The organism is Arthrobacter glycogeni (genome assembly GCF_054510815.1).
Genome location: NZ_JBTNDV010000008.1, coordinates 74,541 through 90,539, shown reverse-complemented (window position 1 = coordinate 90,539; position 15,999 = coordinate 74,541). Strand labels below are relative to the sequence as shown.

Genomic DNA, 15,999 nt, shown 5'->3' with positions numbered 1-15,999 from the left:
ATGACCAGTGCTGCTGCCCCAGTCCGGCCACAACGAGTCCTCTTTTACGGGGTGACCGGGTCGGGAAAGTCCACCGCCGCCCGCCGGTACGCGACGGCGACGGGCCTCCCCGAAGTGTCCGCTGATGACCAGATCGGGTGGCTACCGGGGTGGGCCGAACGCGATCCAGAGGATCAGGCCCGGCTGGCCAGCAGCCTCACAGCCGGCGAGCGCTGGGTCCTCGACACCGCCTATGCCAAGTGGGCGGGCCAGGTGCTCCCCCGCGCCGAGCTGATCATCGCCCTGGACTACGCCCGGTGGGTCTCCTTGTTGCGGTTGGTCCGGCGCACGCTCCGTCGGGTGGTCCGCGGAGATGAGGTCTGCAACGGCAACCGGGAGTCGGCGCGCAGGACTGTTGCCCGTGACTCCATCCTGGTGTGGCACTTCAAAAGCTTCCCCCGGAAGCGGGCGCGGATCAGGAAGTTTATTGACGACGGCGACGTCCCGGTGCTGCGCTTCACCCGCCCCCGCGACCTGGAACGCTGGCTCCGAGAGGTCGAGAGCACCTCTGGCGCCCGCTCGCCAGGCTCACCCACCCCACCCCAGGATCCAGTCAGCAGATAGGACAGGTTTCACGGCGAAAACCGGTCATAAGTGTTGACTCATCCAGGGCCGGGCGGGGCGGGCCAAGGCTGTGCGAGGTGGGGCTGGGCGCAGGCCCTAGGAGGACACCTTCGCGGACTCGGGGAGCGAGTTCGCCTGCGCCACCCGGCCCAGCCACCCGAGGCTCGGCTTGGGATGCCGTTCAAAGGTCTCGGCGTCCCACCCGATCAGCCCGAAGGTTGGCTTGAAACTGCCCCACTCGTAGTTGTCCAGAGCGCTCCAGTGCAGGTAGCCGCGCACCTCGATCCCGTCGGCAATGGTCCGGGCGACGCCCTCCAGGGCGCCCCGCGTGTAATCGATCCGGCGGGCGTCATCACCGGTCGCGATGCCGTTCTCGGTGATATAGATGGGCACACCGTTGCGCCGCCACGAGTTGCGGATCCCGTACTCGATGGCCGACGGGTAGTATTCCCACCCGGTCAGGGTGCGTTCGGCGCCGTCATCAATCGGCAGCGGACCCTCAGCGCCGACCTTCGTCCGGGTGTAGGCCTGAACCCCCACCCAGTCGTCGCCGGCCGAGGCTTCCAGGAAGACGTGCTCGCGGGTGCGCCCATACTCCTCGGTGACGTCGTCGGCCCCGGTCTCCGCCTGGTAGGCCTGGGTGGCAACCGACCACCCAGCCTGCTTACCAGCGGCCCGGAGGATGTCCACTGCACGGCGGTGGGCAGCGACAAGGTTAGCCGTGACCTCCGGGTTGCCTGCCGGGAGGCCCACCGATGGGAAACCCTGCTCAGGGTCTGCGAGCACGGCCACCATGTTCGGCTCGTTGATGGTGCAGACCAGTTCAACACCGTCCAGCACGGGAAGCGTGTGCTCCACATAGCGGGCGAAACGTTCCACCGACCCCGAATCCTTCCACCCTCCGGCCCGGGCAAACCAGATCGGATTCGTAAAGTGGTGCAGGGTCACCATCGGCGTCAGACCGAGTTCGACGGCGGTGGCCACCATCCGGCGGTAATGGTCCAGCGCCGCCCGGGACACGAACCCCTCCTCGGGTTCGATCCGTGCCCATTCGATACTGAAGCGATAACACGTCAGACCGGCGTCGGCCAGCAGGGTCATATCCTCACGGTAACGGTGGTAGCTGTCCGCGGCGTCGCCGCTTGGAGCCTCGACCGGCGCGCCGGGAAGGTGGCCATGCTCGCGTTGCCACCAATCGGAGTTGACGTTGCCGCCTTCAATCTGGTGCGCCGCTGTGGACGCACCCCAAAGGAACCCATTCGGGAAGTTCATAGGTTTGCTACTTTCCGCCGGCGTCAGCCGGCTATTTAATGCCTGTCAGCGCGATGCCCTGCACGAAGTACTTCTGCAGCAGCACGAAAATCAGGAGGATGGGAAGGACGACGACGACGGCGCCCGCCATCATCAGCCCGTACTCGGCGGCGTTCTGGCCGACCGAATACAGGGCCAGGGCGACGGGGAGCGTGTAGCGGTCCTCGCTGGTGGCAACGACGAGCGGCCAGAGGAAGTTATTCCACGACGCCAGGAAAGTGAGGATGGTCAGGGTGGCCACCGCCGGCCCGCACAGGGGCATGATGACGCGGAGGAAGATCCTCCACTCGCTGGCCCCATCAATCCGTGCGGCCTCGATGAGCTCGTCGGGCAGGCTCAGCATGAACTGCCGCATCAGGAACACACCCAGCGGTGCGATCAGGAAGGGCAGGATCAGCCCGGGGTAGGAGTTCACCAGACCCAGGTTCGCGGTCAGCACGAAAAGCGGCACGAAGGTAACCACCCCCGGCACCATCAGGGTCCCCAGGACCAGGATGAAGAGAACCTTTTTGCCGGCGAACTCAAGTTTCGCCAGGGCGTAGCCCACCATTGAGGAGAAGATGATGTTCCCGGCGGTGACGAAAATGGCCACCACCAGGCTGTTGGCGAAGAACGTCGCGAAGTCCAGCCGCACGAACAGTTCGGTGTAGTTGTCCAGGGTGGGCTCGAGCGGCCAGAAATTCAACGGATACTGACGGATCTCGGCATTCGTCTTGAACGATCCGAGAATCATCCACACAAAAGGCAGGATCATCGCGATCATGCCGAGCGTCAGCACCAGATACAGCCACACCTTGGGTCGCTGCCGCAGGGGCGAACGGCGTGGCCTCGTCTGGGTAACCAGGTCGACCGGCGGAACGGTTGAAACTGCCATCTCAATCCTTCTTTCCGAGAAGCCGGAACTGGATCAGCGACAAGACGACGATCGCCAGGAACAACACGTAACTGGCCGCCGAAGCGTAGGAGTAATTGCCGAAACCGAACTGGTCGTAGGTGTACATGGCGGTGGATAAGGTCGCGTCGAGCGGCCCGCCGCTGGTCATCACATACGCCTCTTCGAAGAACTGCAGGTACCCGATACCTGTGATGACCGCAGCAAACAGGATCGGAGGACGCATTGCTGGAAGCGTGATGTTCCAGAACCGCTGGACGGCGTTAGCTCCGTCCACCATTGCAGCCTCATGATGCTCCCGCGGCACTCCCTGGAGACCGGCCAGGAAGATCACCATCAAGGTGCCAATGTTCCGCCATACTGCCATAGCGATCAGCGACGGCAACGCCCAGAATTCGTCCTCCAGCCAGTTCGGCCCGGCGATGCCGAATACGTCGAGGAACCCGTTCAACAGACCGTCAGGTTGCAGGATGAACCGCCAGACGATGGCGACAGCAACAATGCTCGTCACCACCGGGGCGTAGTAGCCCACCCTGAAGATAGTGCGGAACCGGGCGATCCCGCTGTTGAGGGCGAGCGCCACCAGCAATGCCAGGGCCATGGTCAGCGGAACCCCGACCAGCACAAACACCGCAGTGTTCACCAGTGATCGAACGAACCGGGGGTCATTGAACAGCCCGATGTAGTTCTCCAGCCCCACAAAGTTCACGCCGAAGGGGTTGCGGAGATCCCGGGTGGTGAGATCAGTGAAACTCATCGCCAACGAGGCCAGGATGGGACCCGCCATGAAGAGGATAAAGAGGATGAGGAAGGGGGCGGCGAAGCCCCAGGCTATGAGCGTCTGGCGGTTCTGGCGCGAGTGCGGTTTGCGTACTGGTTTAAGCTCTCGCGCCGGTGCGTCGCCGACCGTTGCCGATGGGGCGGAGACCACTGTTAGAGGCCTGTCCCGATGCTTTCGGCCTGGCTCTGGATAGCGGCCAGCGCCTCATCAACCGTGGTGTCGCCGCGGGTAACCTTTTCGAGTTCCTGGTCGATCACCGCCGAGACCTGTGCCCACGTGGGGATGGCTGGCGGGGCCTTCGAATCCTCCAGCTGGGCTGCGAAGACGCTCAGGTTCGGATCGTCGGCGAAGGTCGGATCCTCGTAGGCTGCCTGCACACTGGGAAGGGTCGTGGAAATACCGTACCACTCCAGCTGCGTCTCGGGTTCGCCGAGCCACCTCACGAACTTCCAGCTGGCATCCCGATTTTCGCTGTCGTTGAACACGGCCAGGTTGCCACCGCCGGTGAAGCTGGTCTGCGACTCGGCTCCAGGGACCATTGCAACGTCAAACTTGTCAGCAAATTCCTCCCCGCCCTGCTCTTCCAGGAGACCGACGTGGAACGGGCCGCTGAAGAACGAGCCCACCTCACCGGAGATGAACTTCTGCTCAATTTCGCCGGTCTCAAGCCGCACCGGATCGGAAATCCCGTCTTCGAAGAAGCTCGCGTAGTACTCGAAGGCCTTTTTCCACTCGGGGGTCTCGAAGGTGAATTCGGTGCCGTCCTCATTCATGATGTCGCCACCCTGCTGCCAGACAAACGGGGCCACGTACTGCCAGGAATCGAACCCGCCGGGCGGTAATGACACGCCAACCTCGGAACCTTCCGACTGGAGTCCCTCAGTGAAAGTCTTGAATTCGTCCCAGGTGGTGGGGGGTTCCACTCCCGCGGCCTCGGCCAGATCGGTCCGGTAGTACATGGCGCGGGTGTCCACGTACCAGGGGATACCGTAGGCGACGTCGTCGACCACTGCCGTGCCCCAGGAACCCTCGAAGAAGTCGCTCTCCTCGACCAGGCCCTCAGGGGTGGGCTCCAAGGCACCGGTTGCAGCGAATTCGCCCACCCAGGTGGTGCCAAGCATCGAAATATCGGGGGTTTCCCCGCCAGCAATAGAAGTGGCAATGCGGTCATGGGCGCTTTCCCACGGAACCGGGGTCACGTTGATGGTGACGTCGGGGTTCTCCTCCTCGAACTGGGTAGCCAGTTGGTCGAGCACTTCCCCTTCGTTGCCCATCGCCCAAATGGTGACTTCCCCAGCCGCGGGAGTGTCATCGATCGAGGCACCCGCCTCTGCGGCGGCCTCGCCGCCTTCTTCGCGGCCGCATCCTGTCAGTGCGAGCGCGCCGATAACGGCTACCGCGCTCCATGATCGCCATTGATTCATAGTGTTGCCTCCAGTGGATGGTGTGAAATGCTCCGCGGGAATCAGCGTTCGCCACCGGAGTTCGTTGCAAAGCTACCACAAAAACCTTACATGCGGAAGGTTTTTATTTTCCCTCATGCGATAGGTTTTTGTTCATGACTATCTCCCCCGACCGGAAACGCGGCAGTTACGCCAAAGGCCAGGCTAAGCGCCAGGAGATTCTCGATGCCGCACTGGTCGTCTTCGGGCGAAGCGGCTTTCACAGCGGATCCTTGCGGGAGATCGCCAAACGGGTAGCCCTGACACCCGCCGGGCTGATGCATCACTTCGCCAGCAAGGAGGAACTGTTCACCGAGGTCCTCCGGCAGCGGGACGAGCGGGTGAAGGAAGCGGCCGGCGATGTTGCCGAAGACACCCTCCTGCAGCAGATGCGGCGCGTGGTCTCCTACAACCAGACCACGCCCGGACTGACTTCGCTTTATACGGTGATAGCAGCCGAGGCCACCAATGGCGACCACCCGGCGCACGGATACTTCGCCGCCCGCTATGCCGATCGGGCAGAGCAGACGGCAAAAATCCTCGCCGACGCGCAACGCGACGGACTGGTGCGTGGTGACCTTGATGTCCACCACGCCTCCCGGCTCATCGCCGCAGTCATGGACGGGCTGCAGCAGCAGTGGCTCCTCGACGACACAGTGGATATGACCGGAGTCTTCGACGAGTTTGTTCGGGGTTACTTCCTGAACCCGGCACCCGTTGGGGCGGCGGGTTCAGGAAGAGACTAGTTCCCGCCCAGGTCGGTGCCGAACACCTGAGCTTCAACCAGCGGGCGGACTGCCTTTTCAAACCCGCGGTCCACGAAGTAGTCCTTCAGCTTGTCCTTCTTCTGCTCATTGAGGATGGCGCCCATAATCATCGACTGATCCAGGCTAAGGTACCGCTCGGCGGCGGTTCCGCTGCCAACCGCAACCGAGTCGTAGAACCCGCCGGGGCCATAGGCGCCCAGCTCATTCTTGATGCCGTCGAGGTTGTCCAGGACTGCCTCGCGGTCGTAGGGCAGCGCCAGGAACGCCGCGTGGGGCGTGACGACGCCGTCACCAAATTCGGGTGCGGGATTGGTAGCCTCCCGGCAGCCGTCGTACCCTTTGTCGACGTCAGTACTCTCGACGTCGCTCGCGTAACCGGTGCTGTTGATACCGATCTCCTCTACCCCATATTCCCGATAGGAGGCGAAGGGGTCGCTGGCCGGCGAAAATCCCCAGTACCCATAGTCGGCCTCGTCCATGCCGTGTTCGATATGCGACCGGACGGTAGCCTCGTGGTTCGGAGCCCAGGAGCGTTTACCCCAGTCGGCCTCCGGAACGAACAGGTCGGGCATCAGGGCCTCGAACATGCTGCCGCCCCAGGCCGGGACGAGCTTCATCCCCCGGTACTCGTACACGCCCTCGAAGACGCTCACCCCCAGGTATTCACGAGTTTCACCGGTTGGCTTCTGTTCCTGCCAGCCGAAGTCGCAGCCGCGGTCCGGCATGGTGCGGTAGGTGCCGTAGTAGGCGGACGGGGGAATCTGACCGTTGGCGATGCCCAAGTAGGTGGCAATGCGTGCCTCGCTCACCGACGTGTCGTACCAGTGGCAGGTGTAATACACGTCCGGGCCCTCATCGCCGTAGTTGTCGGCCACTGCACAGCCATTCCCCGGCGGAGCATCCCAGAACCCGCCGCGGTTGAGGCTCACTCCCTCCCGCGCGTTGAGGTCGTGGTACCACCCGAAGTCCATGCTGTCGTAGAGCGCGTCGGCCTGTTTGGCGAGGCGCGGTTCCGCCTCGGCCACCACCCTGAGCGCTGCTGCGAGCCAGCCGTTATCGACTGTGCTGAGGAACGGATGGACAACGTCGCCGCTGTCCGGCCAGATGGTGAGCTTGCTGCCATCCGTTGGCGAATACCAGTTGTAGTACATGCCGCTGGCCTCATGCACCTCGAGTGTCTCGAGAGTGTCGAGAGTAGTCGCTAGCCGGGCGCTAGCTTCTTTCCGATCAATGATCTTGAGGTCCCGGGCGGCAATGGTCGACCAGAGGTAGCCGCCGATGTTGGTCGGACTCGTGTATTCGCTGGGTGTGCTGAGGTCACCCTCGATGTTGTCAGCTGGCAGGCCTGTGGTCTCGTCGGTCATCGCCGCCAGCGAGGCCCAGGTGTCGACAGCGTACTGCGTCAGCGGGTCGGACTTCTTGCCGCCTGGTTCGGCGACCGCCGCGGTCGGTGCAACGAGTGCAACGAGTGCAGCTGCCGCCCCGAGTGCGAGCGCTGTCCAACGTCGACCAGTCGGCCGTGAGCCCGGGACAGCTTGGAGGTTAGGCAACTTCATGGGAACTCCTTTGTTCGGATGAACTTCAGGGTTCCATAAAAACCTTACACACACAAGGTATTTAACCGATTCCCGCGATCGATTCCAGGTCGTTGAAGCTATACACGTGGATTCCTGCGAAACTTCCCGAGTCGAGGACCGTCCGGACCAGCGGAGCAGGGTCATACGACGACGGCGCCAACACGCTGCGCACCAGCGAGCCCCCTCCGGCGCCGCTCAGGGACCGCCGCGCGAACTTCAGCGACGGGCCCACCCCGATACGTGCGGCGAGGGAGATCAACCTGCTGCGGCGCACCGCGCCCGGCACTCCGGCCCAGACAGGCAGAGTGACACCTGCAGTTCGCAGCTCCGAAAGATAGGTATCGAGGACCGGTCCGGAGAAGCAGAGTTGGGTCACGGCCCAGGAACACAGGTCCTGCTTTTTCAGAAGCAGGTCAGTGAGCTCAGTGGCTGATGCGCCGGGCCTGCCCTCGGGGTAGGCGGCGGTTCCCAGCCTGAAGGAGCCGCCGCCCAGCGACGTGATGTCCTCCACCAGCGCCCCACTCCACGGATAGGGTCCAACTGCGGCGTCAGCATCCCCGGCGATCACGAAGATGTCGGAGACCCCGGCTGCCTGCAAACGTGCCAGGAAACCGGCGAGCTGCTCGCGGGACGTCAGGGAACGGGCCGCGAGGTGCGGCACGGCCCGGTACCCGAGGTCGGCCAGCCGCACCGCCAGATCGACGGTCTCCTCGGCCCCGTGCCGCGGCAAACACGTGATGGTAATGACCGCCGGCGCCGGCAGGTATTGCTGCAGCGCCTCGACAATACCCGCCTGGGGAACAATTTCGACCCGAAGCGGGATGGGCAGTAGAGGTTCAGCCATGGCTCAGCACTCGACGACGTTCAGCGCAAGCCCCCCTCGGGCCGTCTCCTTGTACTTGTCCATCATGTCCGCACCGGTGTCCCGCATGGTTTTGATGGCGACGTCGAGCGAGACGTGGTGTATTCCGTCGCCCCGGACGGCCATCCGGGCGGCGGTGATCGCCTTCATGGCGCCGACGGCGTTCCGTTCGATGCAGGGGATCTGCACCAGCCCGCCGACGGGGTCGCAGGTCAGTCCCAGATTGTGCTCGATCCCGATTTCGGCGGCGTTCTCCACCTGCTCGGGAGTCCCACCGAGTACCTCGGCGAGCGCCCCGGCTGCCATGGCGCACGCGGATCCCACCTCTCCCTGGCACCCGACCTCGGCGCCGGAAATCGACGCGTTCTGCTTGAACAATGCTCCAATGGCCGTGGCTGCGAGCAGGAAGCGGACGACGCCGTCGTCGTTGGCTCCCGGGACGAAGTCGACATAATATTTCAGGACTGCCGGGATGATCCCCGCAGCACCGTTGGTGGGTGCTGTGACCACGCGGCCCCCGGCGGCGTTTTCCTCGTTGACGGCCAGGGCGAAGAGGGTCACCCATTCCATTGTGCTCAGTTTGTCATGGGGGTCCTCGGCCTTCTGCTGCAAGCGGAGCTGGGTTGCTGCCCGACGTCGTACGCCCAACCCGCCCGGAAGAATTCCATCGGTGGTCGATCCGCGGTGGATGGTGTCCTGCATGACGTCCCAGATGTCGAGGAGGCCGGAGCGGACTTCGGCCTCGGTGCGCCAGGACAGCTCGTTGGCCATCACGATCTCCGAGAATGATTTACCATTTGCGGCACACACCTCCAGCAGCTGCTCCCCCGTGTTGAAGGGGTGCTGCACCGGCACGGTCGCCTCCGCGGCGGGGTCCGCGCCGATCTGGTCCTCATCCAGCACGAATCCGCCGCCCACGGAGAAATAGTCCCGGACCAGCAGCTCGCTGCCGTCGGCGCCGTAGGAATGGAACCGCATCCCGTTGGTGTGGAAGTCGAGCCGCTTCCGCCGGTGCATGATCAGGTCTACCTCAGGATCGAAGTCGATCTCCCGGCGACCGGCGAACCGCAGCCGGCGGGTCTGCGCCACATCATCGACGCGGGGACCGGCGGCCACCGGGTCGACCAGCTGCGGCCGCTCGCCTTCGAGCCCCAGGATGACCGCCTTGATGGTGCCGTGCCCGTGGCCGGTCACGCCCAACGAGCCGAACAGCTCTACCTCGACCCGCTGCACTGCATCCGCCAGGCCGCGCTGCTCCATCAGCTCCGTATAAAGGAACGCGGCGGTCATCGGCCCCCCGGTGTGGGAGCTGGAGGGGCCGATCCCTATTTTGAACAGGTCGAACGCACTGATGGGCATGGAGTTCCTTAGCCGTGGTTCTGGGTGCCCGCGCCGAATGGCACGACGTCTGCGTACAGCGGGTGCTCTGCCGCCAGCGCTTCCACCCGTTGCCCGAGTGCCGAGAGGTCGGCGTTCGCCGGAGCGATGAGGGCCTCCGCGATGATGTCGGCCACCTCGACGAAGGCTGCGGCTTCGAATCCACGGCTGGCGAGGGCGGGCGTGCCGATCCGCAGTCCCGAGGTGACCATGGGTGGCCGGGGGTCGAAGGGCACTGCGTTGCGGTTGACGGTGATGTCGATCTGCGCGAGCCGGTCCTCGGCTTGCTGGCCATCGAGTTCGCAGTTCCGCAGGTCCACCAGGACCAAGTGAACATCGGTACCACCGCTGACCACCGAAATGCCGTGCTCGGCGACGTCCGGCTGGGTGAGTCGGTCCGCAAGGATCCGCGCGCCATCCAGGATCCGCTGCTGGCGTTCCTTAAATTCGATGGAAGCAGCGATCTTGAAGGCGACAGCCTTGCCGGCGATGACGTGCTCGAGCGGTCCGCCCTGCTGACCCGGGAACACTGCTGAGTTGATCTTCTTGGCAATCGCGGCGTCGTTGCTGAGGATGATCCCGCCCCGCGGACCGGCCAGGGTCTTGTGCGTGGTGGAGGTGGTGACGTGGGCGTGCGGCACCGGGCTGGGGTGCAGCCCTGCGGCGACCAGACCGGCGAAGTGTGCCATGTCGACCATCAGGTATGCGCCCACCTCGTCGGCGATGCTCCTGAACCGTTCAAAGTCGAGCTGCCGCGCGTAGGCGGACCAGCCCGCGACGATGAGCTGCGGCTTGTGCTCGCGGGCGAGGCGTTCGACGTCGTCCATGTCCACCCGATAATCATCAGGGCGCACCTGGTAGGGGATCACGTTGTAGAGCCGGCCGGAGAAGTTGATCCGCATGCCGTGGGTCAGGTGGCCGCCGTGGGCGAGGTTCAGGCCCATGATGGTGTCGCCGGGTTTGATCAGGGCGTGCATGACGGCGGCGTTTGCCTGTGCTCCGGAGTGCGGCTGGACGTTGGCGAAACCCGCACCGAAGAGTGCCTTGACGCGGTCGATGGCCAACTGTTCGAGGACATCGACGTGCTCGCAGCCGCCGTAGTAGCGGCGGCCGGGGTAGCCCTCGGCGTACTTGTTGGTCAGCACCGAGCCCTGCGCCTGCATGACTGCCACCGGGGTGTGATTCTCGGAGGCGATCATCTCGAGTCCGTTGCGCTGCCGGGTGAGCTCAGCGTCGATGCTGTGTGCCACCTCCGGATCGAGGTCGACGAGGTTCGCGTTGAGGTGACCGATCGTGTCGGGCTGCATTTGGGTGCTCATGCGTCGATCCCGTTCGTCGCGGCGTATTCCCCGGCGGAGAGGAGTGGGCCCTCGCTGGCGACGTCGACCTTGAATAGCCAACCTGCTCCATAGGGATCCCCGTTGAGGACACCTGGATTATCAACGGCGTCCTGGTTGATCTCGGTGACCTCACCGGTGACGGGGGCATAGAGGTCGGACACTGACTTGGTCGACTCGACCTCACCGCAGCTTTCGCCGGCGGTGATGGTGTCGCCCACCTCGGGGAGGCTGACGTAGACGACGTCGCCCAGCGCATCGGCGGCGATAGCTGACACGCCGACGGTGGCCGGTCCGGCTGGTGGGGCGTCGATCCATTCGTGTTCGGCCGAGTAGCGGAGTCCTGGTTTAATGATGCTCACGTGGGTATATGCCTTTCGGGGTATGTGAAATATGGTTATTTCTGGCGGCGGTAGAACGGGGTGGGGACCACGGTGAAGGACTCCGGCTTTCCCCTTAGGTCGACGTGAACCTCAGTACCCGGCTCGGCGAGCCCCGCCTCGACATAGGCCATCGCTACGGGGTAGCCCAGGGTCGGGCTGGGAAGCCCCGAGGTCACTGTGCCAACGACCGAGCCGTCGACGACGACCTCATACCCGGCGCGCGCCGACCGGCGGCCGGTGCCCTGCAGACCGACCAGTTTCCGTTTCAGCTGCGCTTCCTTGAGTGGTTCCAGCACTGACCGGCCGACAAAGTTGTCGCTCTTTTTCAGGCTGACCACCCCACCGAGACCCGCCTCGAAGGGGTTTGTGTCCAACCCGAGCTCGTTGCCGTAGAGCGGCATCCCCGCCTCAAGGCGGAGCGAGTCCCGCGAGGCGAGCCCGCAGGGCGCCAGCTGGTGTTTCACTCCGGCTGCGGCGACCGCTTTCCACAGTTGCACCGCTTCGGTATTGCTGATGAACAGCTCGAAGCCGTCCTCACCCGTGTAGCCGGTGCGGGCCAGCAGGACCTGCAGTCCGCCCAGTTCCACCTCGACAGCGGCGTAATATTTCAGGTCGGTGATCGGTTGGCGAGATTCGGCGGCGGCGATTTCGAGCAGAATGGCCTCTGCTGCGGGGCCCTGCACAGCGATCAGTGCGGTACTTTCCGACTTGTCCTCCACAGTCACGTCAAAGTTTTCCGAGCGTTCCTGCAGGGCCGCCGCAACGGTGTCGGCGTTGGTGGCGTTGGGGACCACGAGGAACCGGTCGTCGGCACGACGGTAGACGATGAGGTCATCGATCACACCGCCGTCCTCGGTGCAGATCAGCGAATACTTGGCCTTCCCGACGGCGATAGCGGCGAGGTTGCCCACCAGCGCATAGTTTAGGAACCCGGCGGCCTGGGTGCCGGTGACCCACACCTCGCCCATGTGGGAGAGGTCGAAGAGTCCCGCTGCGCGGCGGACGGTGTGGTGCTCTTCGAGTTCGCTGCGGTACTTCAGGGGCATCTGCCATCCACCGAAGTCGGTGAAACTTGCTCCAAGTAGTTCATGTTCGGCGTACAGGGCTGTCTGCTTGGTCATGGGTGAGTCCTTCCAGTCGAGCGTCTTGGGTCTACCCGCGCGGCCGGCGGCCGAGCGGGGACAAGCTTCAGTGTTCGAAGTCCTCAATGGGCGGGCAGGAGCACACCAGGTTGCGGTCGCCGTGCGCGCCGTCGATGCGTCGCACGGGAGGAAAGTATTTGTTGTGCTTTAACGTCCGTACCGGGTAGGCCGCGAGTTCGCGCGGGTACGCCTGATCCCAGGTGTCACTGATCAGCGCAAACGCGGTGTGCGGCGCCTGCCGCAGCGGGCTCTCCTCCAGCGTGTATTCGCCTGCCTGCACCTGGTCGATCTCGCCCTTGATAGCGATCATGGCGTCGATGAAACGGTCCAGCTCGCCGATGTCCTCGGACTCGGTGGGCTCAACCATCAGGGTTCCGGCGACGGGGAAGCTTAGTGTCGGTGCATGGAAACCGTAATCAATGAGGCGTTTGGCGACGTCCTCGGCGGTCACCCCGGTGGCAGTGGTCAATGGCCGCAGGTCAAGGATGCACTCGTGCGCCACCAGACCCTTTTCACCGGAATAGAGCACGGGGAAGTGCTCGGTGAGTCGGGCCGCAACGTAGTTGGCGGCCAGCAGGGCATGGCCGGTGGCGGAGGTCAGGCCTTCGCCTCCCATCAGGGCCACGTACGCCCACGAGATCGGGAGCACCCCCGCGGAACCGTACCGTGAGGCGGAGATGGGAACACCAGCCGACCCGGTGTCCGGTGCTGCCGCGTCGCCGGGCAGGAACGGCGCAAGGTGCTCGGCAACCGCGACCGGGCCTACGCCCGGCCCGCCGCCGCCGTGCGGGATGCAGAACGTCTTGTGCAGGTTCAGGTGCGAGACGTCGCCGCCGAACTCTCCCGGCTTCGCCAGGCCCACCAGTGCGTTGAGGTTGGCGCCATCGATGTAGACCTGGCCGCCGGCGTCGTGCACCTGACCGCAGACCCAGCGGACATCTTCCTCAAACACGCCGTGCGTCGAGGGGTAGGTGATCATGATGGCCGAGAGTCGCTCGGCGTGCAGGGCAATCTTTGCCTCGAGGTCGTCGTGGTCGATGTTGCCGTCGTCGGCGGTCTTGACCACCACGACCTTCATCCCTGCCAGCACTGCTGACGCGGCGTTGGTGCCGTGGGCGGAGGAAGGGATCAGGCAGACGTTACGGTCCTGGTCGCCGCGGGACAGGTGGTAGCCGCGGATCGCGAGGAGCCCGGCCAGTTCGCCCTGGGAGCCAGCGTTGGGCTGGATGGACACCTTGGCGTAGCCGGTGATCTCGGCGAGCTTGTCCTCAAGATCTTCGATCAGCCAGCGCCAGCCCTCGGTCTGGTGGGCGGGGGCAAACGGGTGGATGGTGGCGAACTCCGGCCAGGAGATGGGCTCCATCTCCACTGTGGCGTTCAGCTTCATGGTGCACGAGCCCAGCGGGATCATGGTGCGGTCCAGTGCGAGGTCCTTGTCGGAGAGGCGGCGCAGGTACCGCAGCAGCTGGGTTTCCGAGCGGTGGCTGGCGAACACCGGGTGGGTCAGGTAGGTCGAGGTGCGGACCAGATCCGCTGGGATCGCTGCCGGGCCGTGCAGCTCGGCAACCTGGTCGACACCGAACACGTCGGCGAGGGTGGCGAGGTGCTCCTCGGTGGTGGTTTCGTCGCAGGAGACCCCCAGATGATCCTCGTCGACCAGACGAAGGTTAATCCCCGCGGCCTCGGCCCTGGCCAGGAATTCCGTGGCCTTTCCCGGGACGTTCAGCAACAGGGTGTCAAAGAAGTCGGCGTGGACAACAGTGACGGTGCCAGCAAGCGAGGCTGCCAGCCGGGCGGCCTGTGAGTGCACCCGCTCTGCGATGGCCTTCAACCCGTCCGGGCCGTGATAGACCGCGTACATACTGGCGACGATGGCCAGCAGCGCCTGAGCGGTACAGATGTTCGACGTCGCCTTTTCACGTCTGATGTGCTGCTCACGGGTCTGCAGGGCGAGACGGTAGGCGGGTGCGCCGTCGGCGTCCTTCGACACCCCAACCAGTCGGCCGGGAAGCATCCGCTCGAGGCCCTTACGAACCGCCATGTACGCGGCGTGTGGGCCGCCGAAGAAGAGGGGGACACCGAATCGCTGGGCGGAGCCGACGGCGATGTCCGCGCCCTGCTCGCCCGGCGCCATGATCAGGGTCAGTGCCAGGAGGTCGGCGGCGACGGTGACGAGGGCACCGCCGTCGTGCGCAGCCGCAATGAGCGAACCATGGTCGCGGAGGGCGCCCGAGGCGCCCGGTTGATGAAGGATGATGCCGTTGATGTCACCATCGGGGAGTCCCTGGCTGAGGTCTGCAACTTCCACCTCGAAGCCGAGGGCTTCGGCGCGGCCCCGGACGACGGCGATCGTCTGCGGCAGGCAGTCAGCGTCGAGCACCGTCTTGCCCTTGTTCTTGCCGGACCGGCGCATCAGAAGCGCTGCCTCGGCGACGGCTGAGGCTTCGTCAAGCAATGAGGCGTTGGCGATCGGTAGTGCGGTGAGATCCTGGACCATGGTCTGGAAGTTCAGGAGAGCTTCGAGGCGCCCCTGGGAAATCTCGGGCTGGTACGGGGTATACGCGGTGTACCAGGCAGGGGCCTCGAGGACGTTGCGGCGGATGACCGGCGGGGTCACGGTGTCGAAATAGCCCTGGCCGATCATCTGGACTGCCGTCGTATTTTTACCGGCGATGGCGCGCAGCTGCGCGAGCACCTGCGACTCGCTGAGCGCTGCGGGGAGGTTCAGCGGTCCGGCGGAGCGGATGTTCGCGGGGACAGCGACCTCAACCAGCTTGTCGAGGCTGGGGTAACCCAACATGGAGAGCATCTGGGTGGCGGCGGTCGAGCGAGGGCCGATGTGGCGGTCGGCGAAAGTCGATTCGGTGAGGGGCTGAGCGGTCATGGGAACTCCCTTGATGAGGTCCGGGCGTCGGCCCGGACGGTGGTGAGTTCCTCCCCGCTCTGTATGGGACCTGAGAGATTCCGCAGGACTACACGCCTGCTTGCACCGTCGGTGAGGTGGACGTGAGCTGTCCGCCTGCTTTCCAGAGTTGCCTAGCCGCAGCGGTACTGGGCCTGAGAGATTCCTGGGGAGGATTTGCTCCTACGGCGCCTGCCGGAGTGTGTGTCTACGGAAGTACTCTCCCGCTGCAGATCAAGGGCTATGAAGTTATGAGAATCGTGACCTAGCTTACTCGGCGGTGCACGTGAGTGCCAAAAACCGCGTTTCCCGTGTTCTGGTGAGCGATCTGGAGCTTTGGGGTGGACATCCTCACCCCAAGTGTCCAGGTCGACCCCGCCGGCACGTTAAACCCCAGAGGACCGGCCGGTAGTGGCCGATCCTCTGATTCGAAGGACTACTTGTCGCCCTTGAAGACGTCCTTGACGTTCTCGCCAGCCTGCTTGGTGTGGGCCGACCCCTGGTCGACCTGACCCTCGCGCTTGACGTCCTGGTTGTCGGTGGCGTCACCGACGGCTTCCTTCGCCTTGCCAGCAAGTTCTTCGGCCTTGTTCTTTGCCTTATCCATGAAGCTCATAGGTCCT

General features: G+C 64.4%; 14 protein-coding genes and 1 riboswitch. Of the genes, 2 read left to right on the top strand and 12 right to left on the bottom strand.

What is annotated here, in order from left to right; genetic code table 11:
• Window positions 1–603: a P-loop NTPase family protein gene (locus ACX80G_RS10135; RefSeq protein ID WP_459307514.1), complete on the top strand. Its 603-nt coding sequence runs from the start codon at window positions 1–3 to the stop codon at window positions 601–603.
• Window positions 604–699: 96 nt separating this feature from the next.
• On the opposite strand, the gene ACX80G_RS10130 is transcribed toward ACX80G_RS10135, so the two are convergent.
• Genes ACX80G_RS10130 through ACX80G_RS10115 form a run of 4 tightly spaced genes read right to left on the bottom strand, consistent with a single transcriptional unit; the run spans window position 700 to window position 5,011 of the window.
• Window positions 700–1,875: a glycoside hydrolase family 1 protein gene (locus ACX80G_RS10130; RefSeq protein ID WP_459307513.1), complete on the bottom strand. Its 1,176-nt coding sequence runs from the start codon at window positions 1,873–1,875 to the stop codon at window positions 700–702.
• A gap of 31 nt (window positions 1,876–1,906) precedes the next feature.
• Window positions 1,907–2,788: a carbohydrate ABC transporter permease gene (locus tag ACX80G_RS10125; protein WP_459307512.1), complete on the bottom strand. Its 882-nt coding sequence runs from the start codon at window positions 2,786–2,788 to the stop codon at window positions 1,907–1,909.
• 1 nt (window position 2,789) lies between these two features.
• Entirely contained in the window at window positions 2,790–3,737 is a 948-nt protein-coding gene (locus tag ACX80G_RS10120) for a carbohydrate ABC transporter permease (protein ID WP_459307511.1), read from the bottom strand.
• Between the two features lie 2 nt (window positions 3,738–3,739).
• A complete protein-coding gene (locus tag ACX80G_RS10115) occupies window positions 3,740–5,011 on the bottom strand; it encodes a sugar ABC transporter substrate-binding protein (RefSeq protein ID WP_459307510.1) in 1,272 nt (423 codons plus the stop codon).
• Window positions 5,012–5,145: 134 nt separating this feature from the next.
• Between ACX80G_RS10115 and ACX80G_RS10110 the strand changes: the two genes are divergently transcribed.
• Window positions 5,146–5,775 (top strand): TetR/AcrR family transcriptional regulator, encoded by a 630-nt coding sequence (locus ACX80G_RS10110; RefSeq protein ID WP_459307509.1) that lies wholly within the window; start codon window positions 5,146–5,148, stop codon window positions 5,773–5,775.
• Here the strand turns inward: ACX80G_RS10110 and ACX80G_RS10105 are convergent.
• The 8 genes from ACX80G_RS10105 to ACX80G_RS10070 all read right to left on the bottom strand — a co-directional run bounded on the left by ACX80G_RS10105 (window position 5,772) and on the right by ACX80G_RS10070 (window position 15,992).
• Window positions 5,772–7,352 (bottom strand): glucoamylase family protein, encoded by a 1,581-nt coding sequence (locus tag ACX80G_RS10105; RefSeq protein ID WP_459307508.1) that lies wholly within the window; start codon window positions 7,350–7,352, stop codon window positions 5,772–5,774. The two genes, ACX80G_RS10110 and ACX80G_RS10105, sit on opposite strands and share 4 nt — an antisense overlap.
• Window positions 7,353–7,413: 61 nt before the next feature.
• Window positions 7,414–8,217 (bottom strand): methylenetetrahydrofolate reductase, encoded by an 804-nt coding sequence (locus ACX80G_RS10100; RefSeq protein WP_459307507.1) that lies wholly within the window; start codon window positions 8,215–8,217, stop codon window positions 7,414–7,416.
• 3 nt (window positions 8,218–8,220) lie between these two features.
• Window positions 8,221–9,594 (bottom strand): L-serine ammonia-lyase, encoded by a 1,374-nt coding sequence (locus ACX80G_RS10095; RefSeq protein ID WP_459307506.1) that lies wholly within the window; start codon window positions 9,592–9,594, stop codon window positions 8,221–8,223.
• A gap of 8 nt (window positions 9,595–9,602) precedes the next feature.
• Window positions 9,603–10,931 carry a serine hydroxymethyltransferase gene (gene glyA / locus ACX80G_RS10090; protein WP_459307505.1) on the bottom strand — a complete coding sequence of 443 codons (1,329 nt, stop codon included), beginning with the start codon at window positions 10,929–10,931 and terminating at the stop codon, window positions 9,603–9,605.
• The gene (gcvH, locus tag ACX80G_RS10085) at window positions 10,928–11,311 is read right to left on the bottom strand and encodes a glycine cleavage system protein GcvH (protein ID WP_459307504.1); all 384 of its coding nucleotides are present in this window, start codon (window positions 11,309–11,311) and stop codon (window positions 10,928–10,930) included. Before gcvH ends, glyA begins: the two co-directional genes overlap by 4 nt.
• Window positions 11,312–11,346: 35 nt before the next feature.
• Window positions 11,347–12,453: a glycine cleavage system aminomethyltransferase GcvT gene (gcvT, locus tag ACX80G_RS10080; RefSeq protein WP_459307503.1), complete on the bottom strand. Its 1,107-nt coding sequence runs from the start codon at window positions 12,451–12,453 to the stop codon at window positions 11,347–11,349.
• 67 nt (window positions 12,454–12,520) lie between these two features.
• Window positions 12,521–15,358, bottom strand: coding sequence for an aminomethyl-transferring glycine dehydrogenase (gene gcvP, locus ACX80G_RS10075; protein ID WP_459307502.1), 2,838 nt, complete (start codon window positions 15,356–15,358; stop codon window positions 12,521–12,523).
• A 152-nt stretch (window positions 15,359–15,510) separates the two neighbouring features.
• Window positions 15,511–15,613: riboswitch (glycine riboswitch) on the bottom strand.
• Between the two features lie 199 nt (window positions 15,614–15,812).
• Window positions 15,813–15,992, bottom strand: coding sequence for a CsbD family protein (locus tag ACX80G_RS10070; protein ID WP_459307501.1), 180 nt, complete (start codon window positions 15,990–15,992; stop codon window positions 15,813–15,815).
• Window positions 15,993–15,999 lie beyond the last annotated feature (7 nt).

Bases quoted from the DNA above. Each gene is read 5' to 3' on its own strand.
- ACX80G_RS10135 (WP_459307514.1), top strand. From the start codon at position 1: ATGACCAGTGCTGCTGCCCCAGTCCGGCCACAACGAGTCCTCTTTTAC.
- ACX80G_RS10130 (WP_459307513.1), bottom strand. From the start codon at position 1,875: ATGAACTTCCCGAATGGGTTCCTTTGGGGTGCGTCCACAGCGGCGCAC.
- ACX80G_RS10125 (WP_459307512.1), bottom strand. From the start codon at position 2,788: ATGGCAGTTTCAACCGTTCCGCCGGTCGACCTGGTTACCCAGACGAGG.
- ACX80G_RS10115 (WP_459307510.1), bottom strand. From the start codon at position 5,011: ATGAATCAATGGCGATCATGGAGCGCGGTAGCCGTTATCGGCGCGCTC.
- ACX80G_RS10110 (WP_459307509.1), top strand. From the start codon at position 5,146: ATGACTATCTCCCCCGACCGGAAACGCGGCAGTTACGCCAAAGGCCAG.
- ACX80G_RS10105 (WP_459307508.1), bottom strand. From the start codon at position 7,352: ATGAAGTTGCCTAACCTCCAAGCTGTCCCGGGCTCACGGCCGACTGGT.
- ACX80G_RS10100 (WP_459307507.1), bottom strand. From the start codon at position 8,217: ATGGCTGAACCTCTACTGCCCATCCCGCTTCGGGTCGAAATTGTTCCC.
- ACX80G_RS10095 (WP_459307506.1), bottom strand. From the start codon at position 9,594: ATGCCCATCAGTGCGTTCGACCTGTTCAAAATAGGGATCGGCCCCTCC.
- glyA (WP_459307505.1), bottom strand. From the start codon at position 10,931: ATGAGCACCCAAATGCAGCCCGACACGATCGGTCACCTCAACGCGAAC.
- gcvT (WP_459307503.1), bottom strand. From the start codon at position 12,453: ATGACCAAGCAGACAGCCCTGTACGCCGAACATGAACTACTTGGAGCA.
- gcvP (WP_459307502.1), bottom strand. From the start codon at position 15,358: ATGACCGCTCAGCCCCTCACCGAATCGACTTTCGCCGACCGCCACATC.
- ACX80G_RS10070 (WP_459307501.1), bottom strand. From the start codon at position 15,992: ATGAGCTTCATGGATAAGGCAAAGAACAAGGCCGAAGAACTTGCTGGC.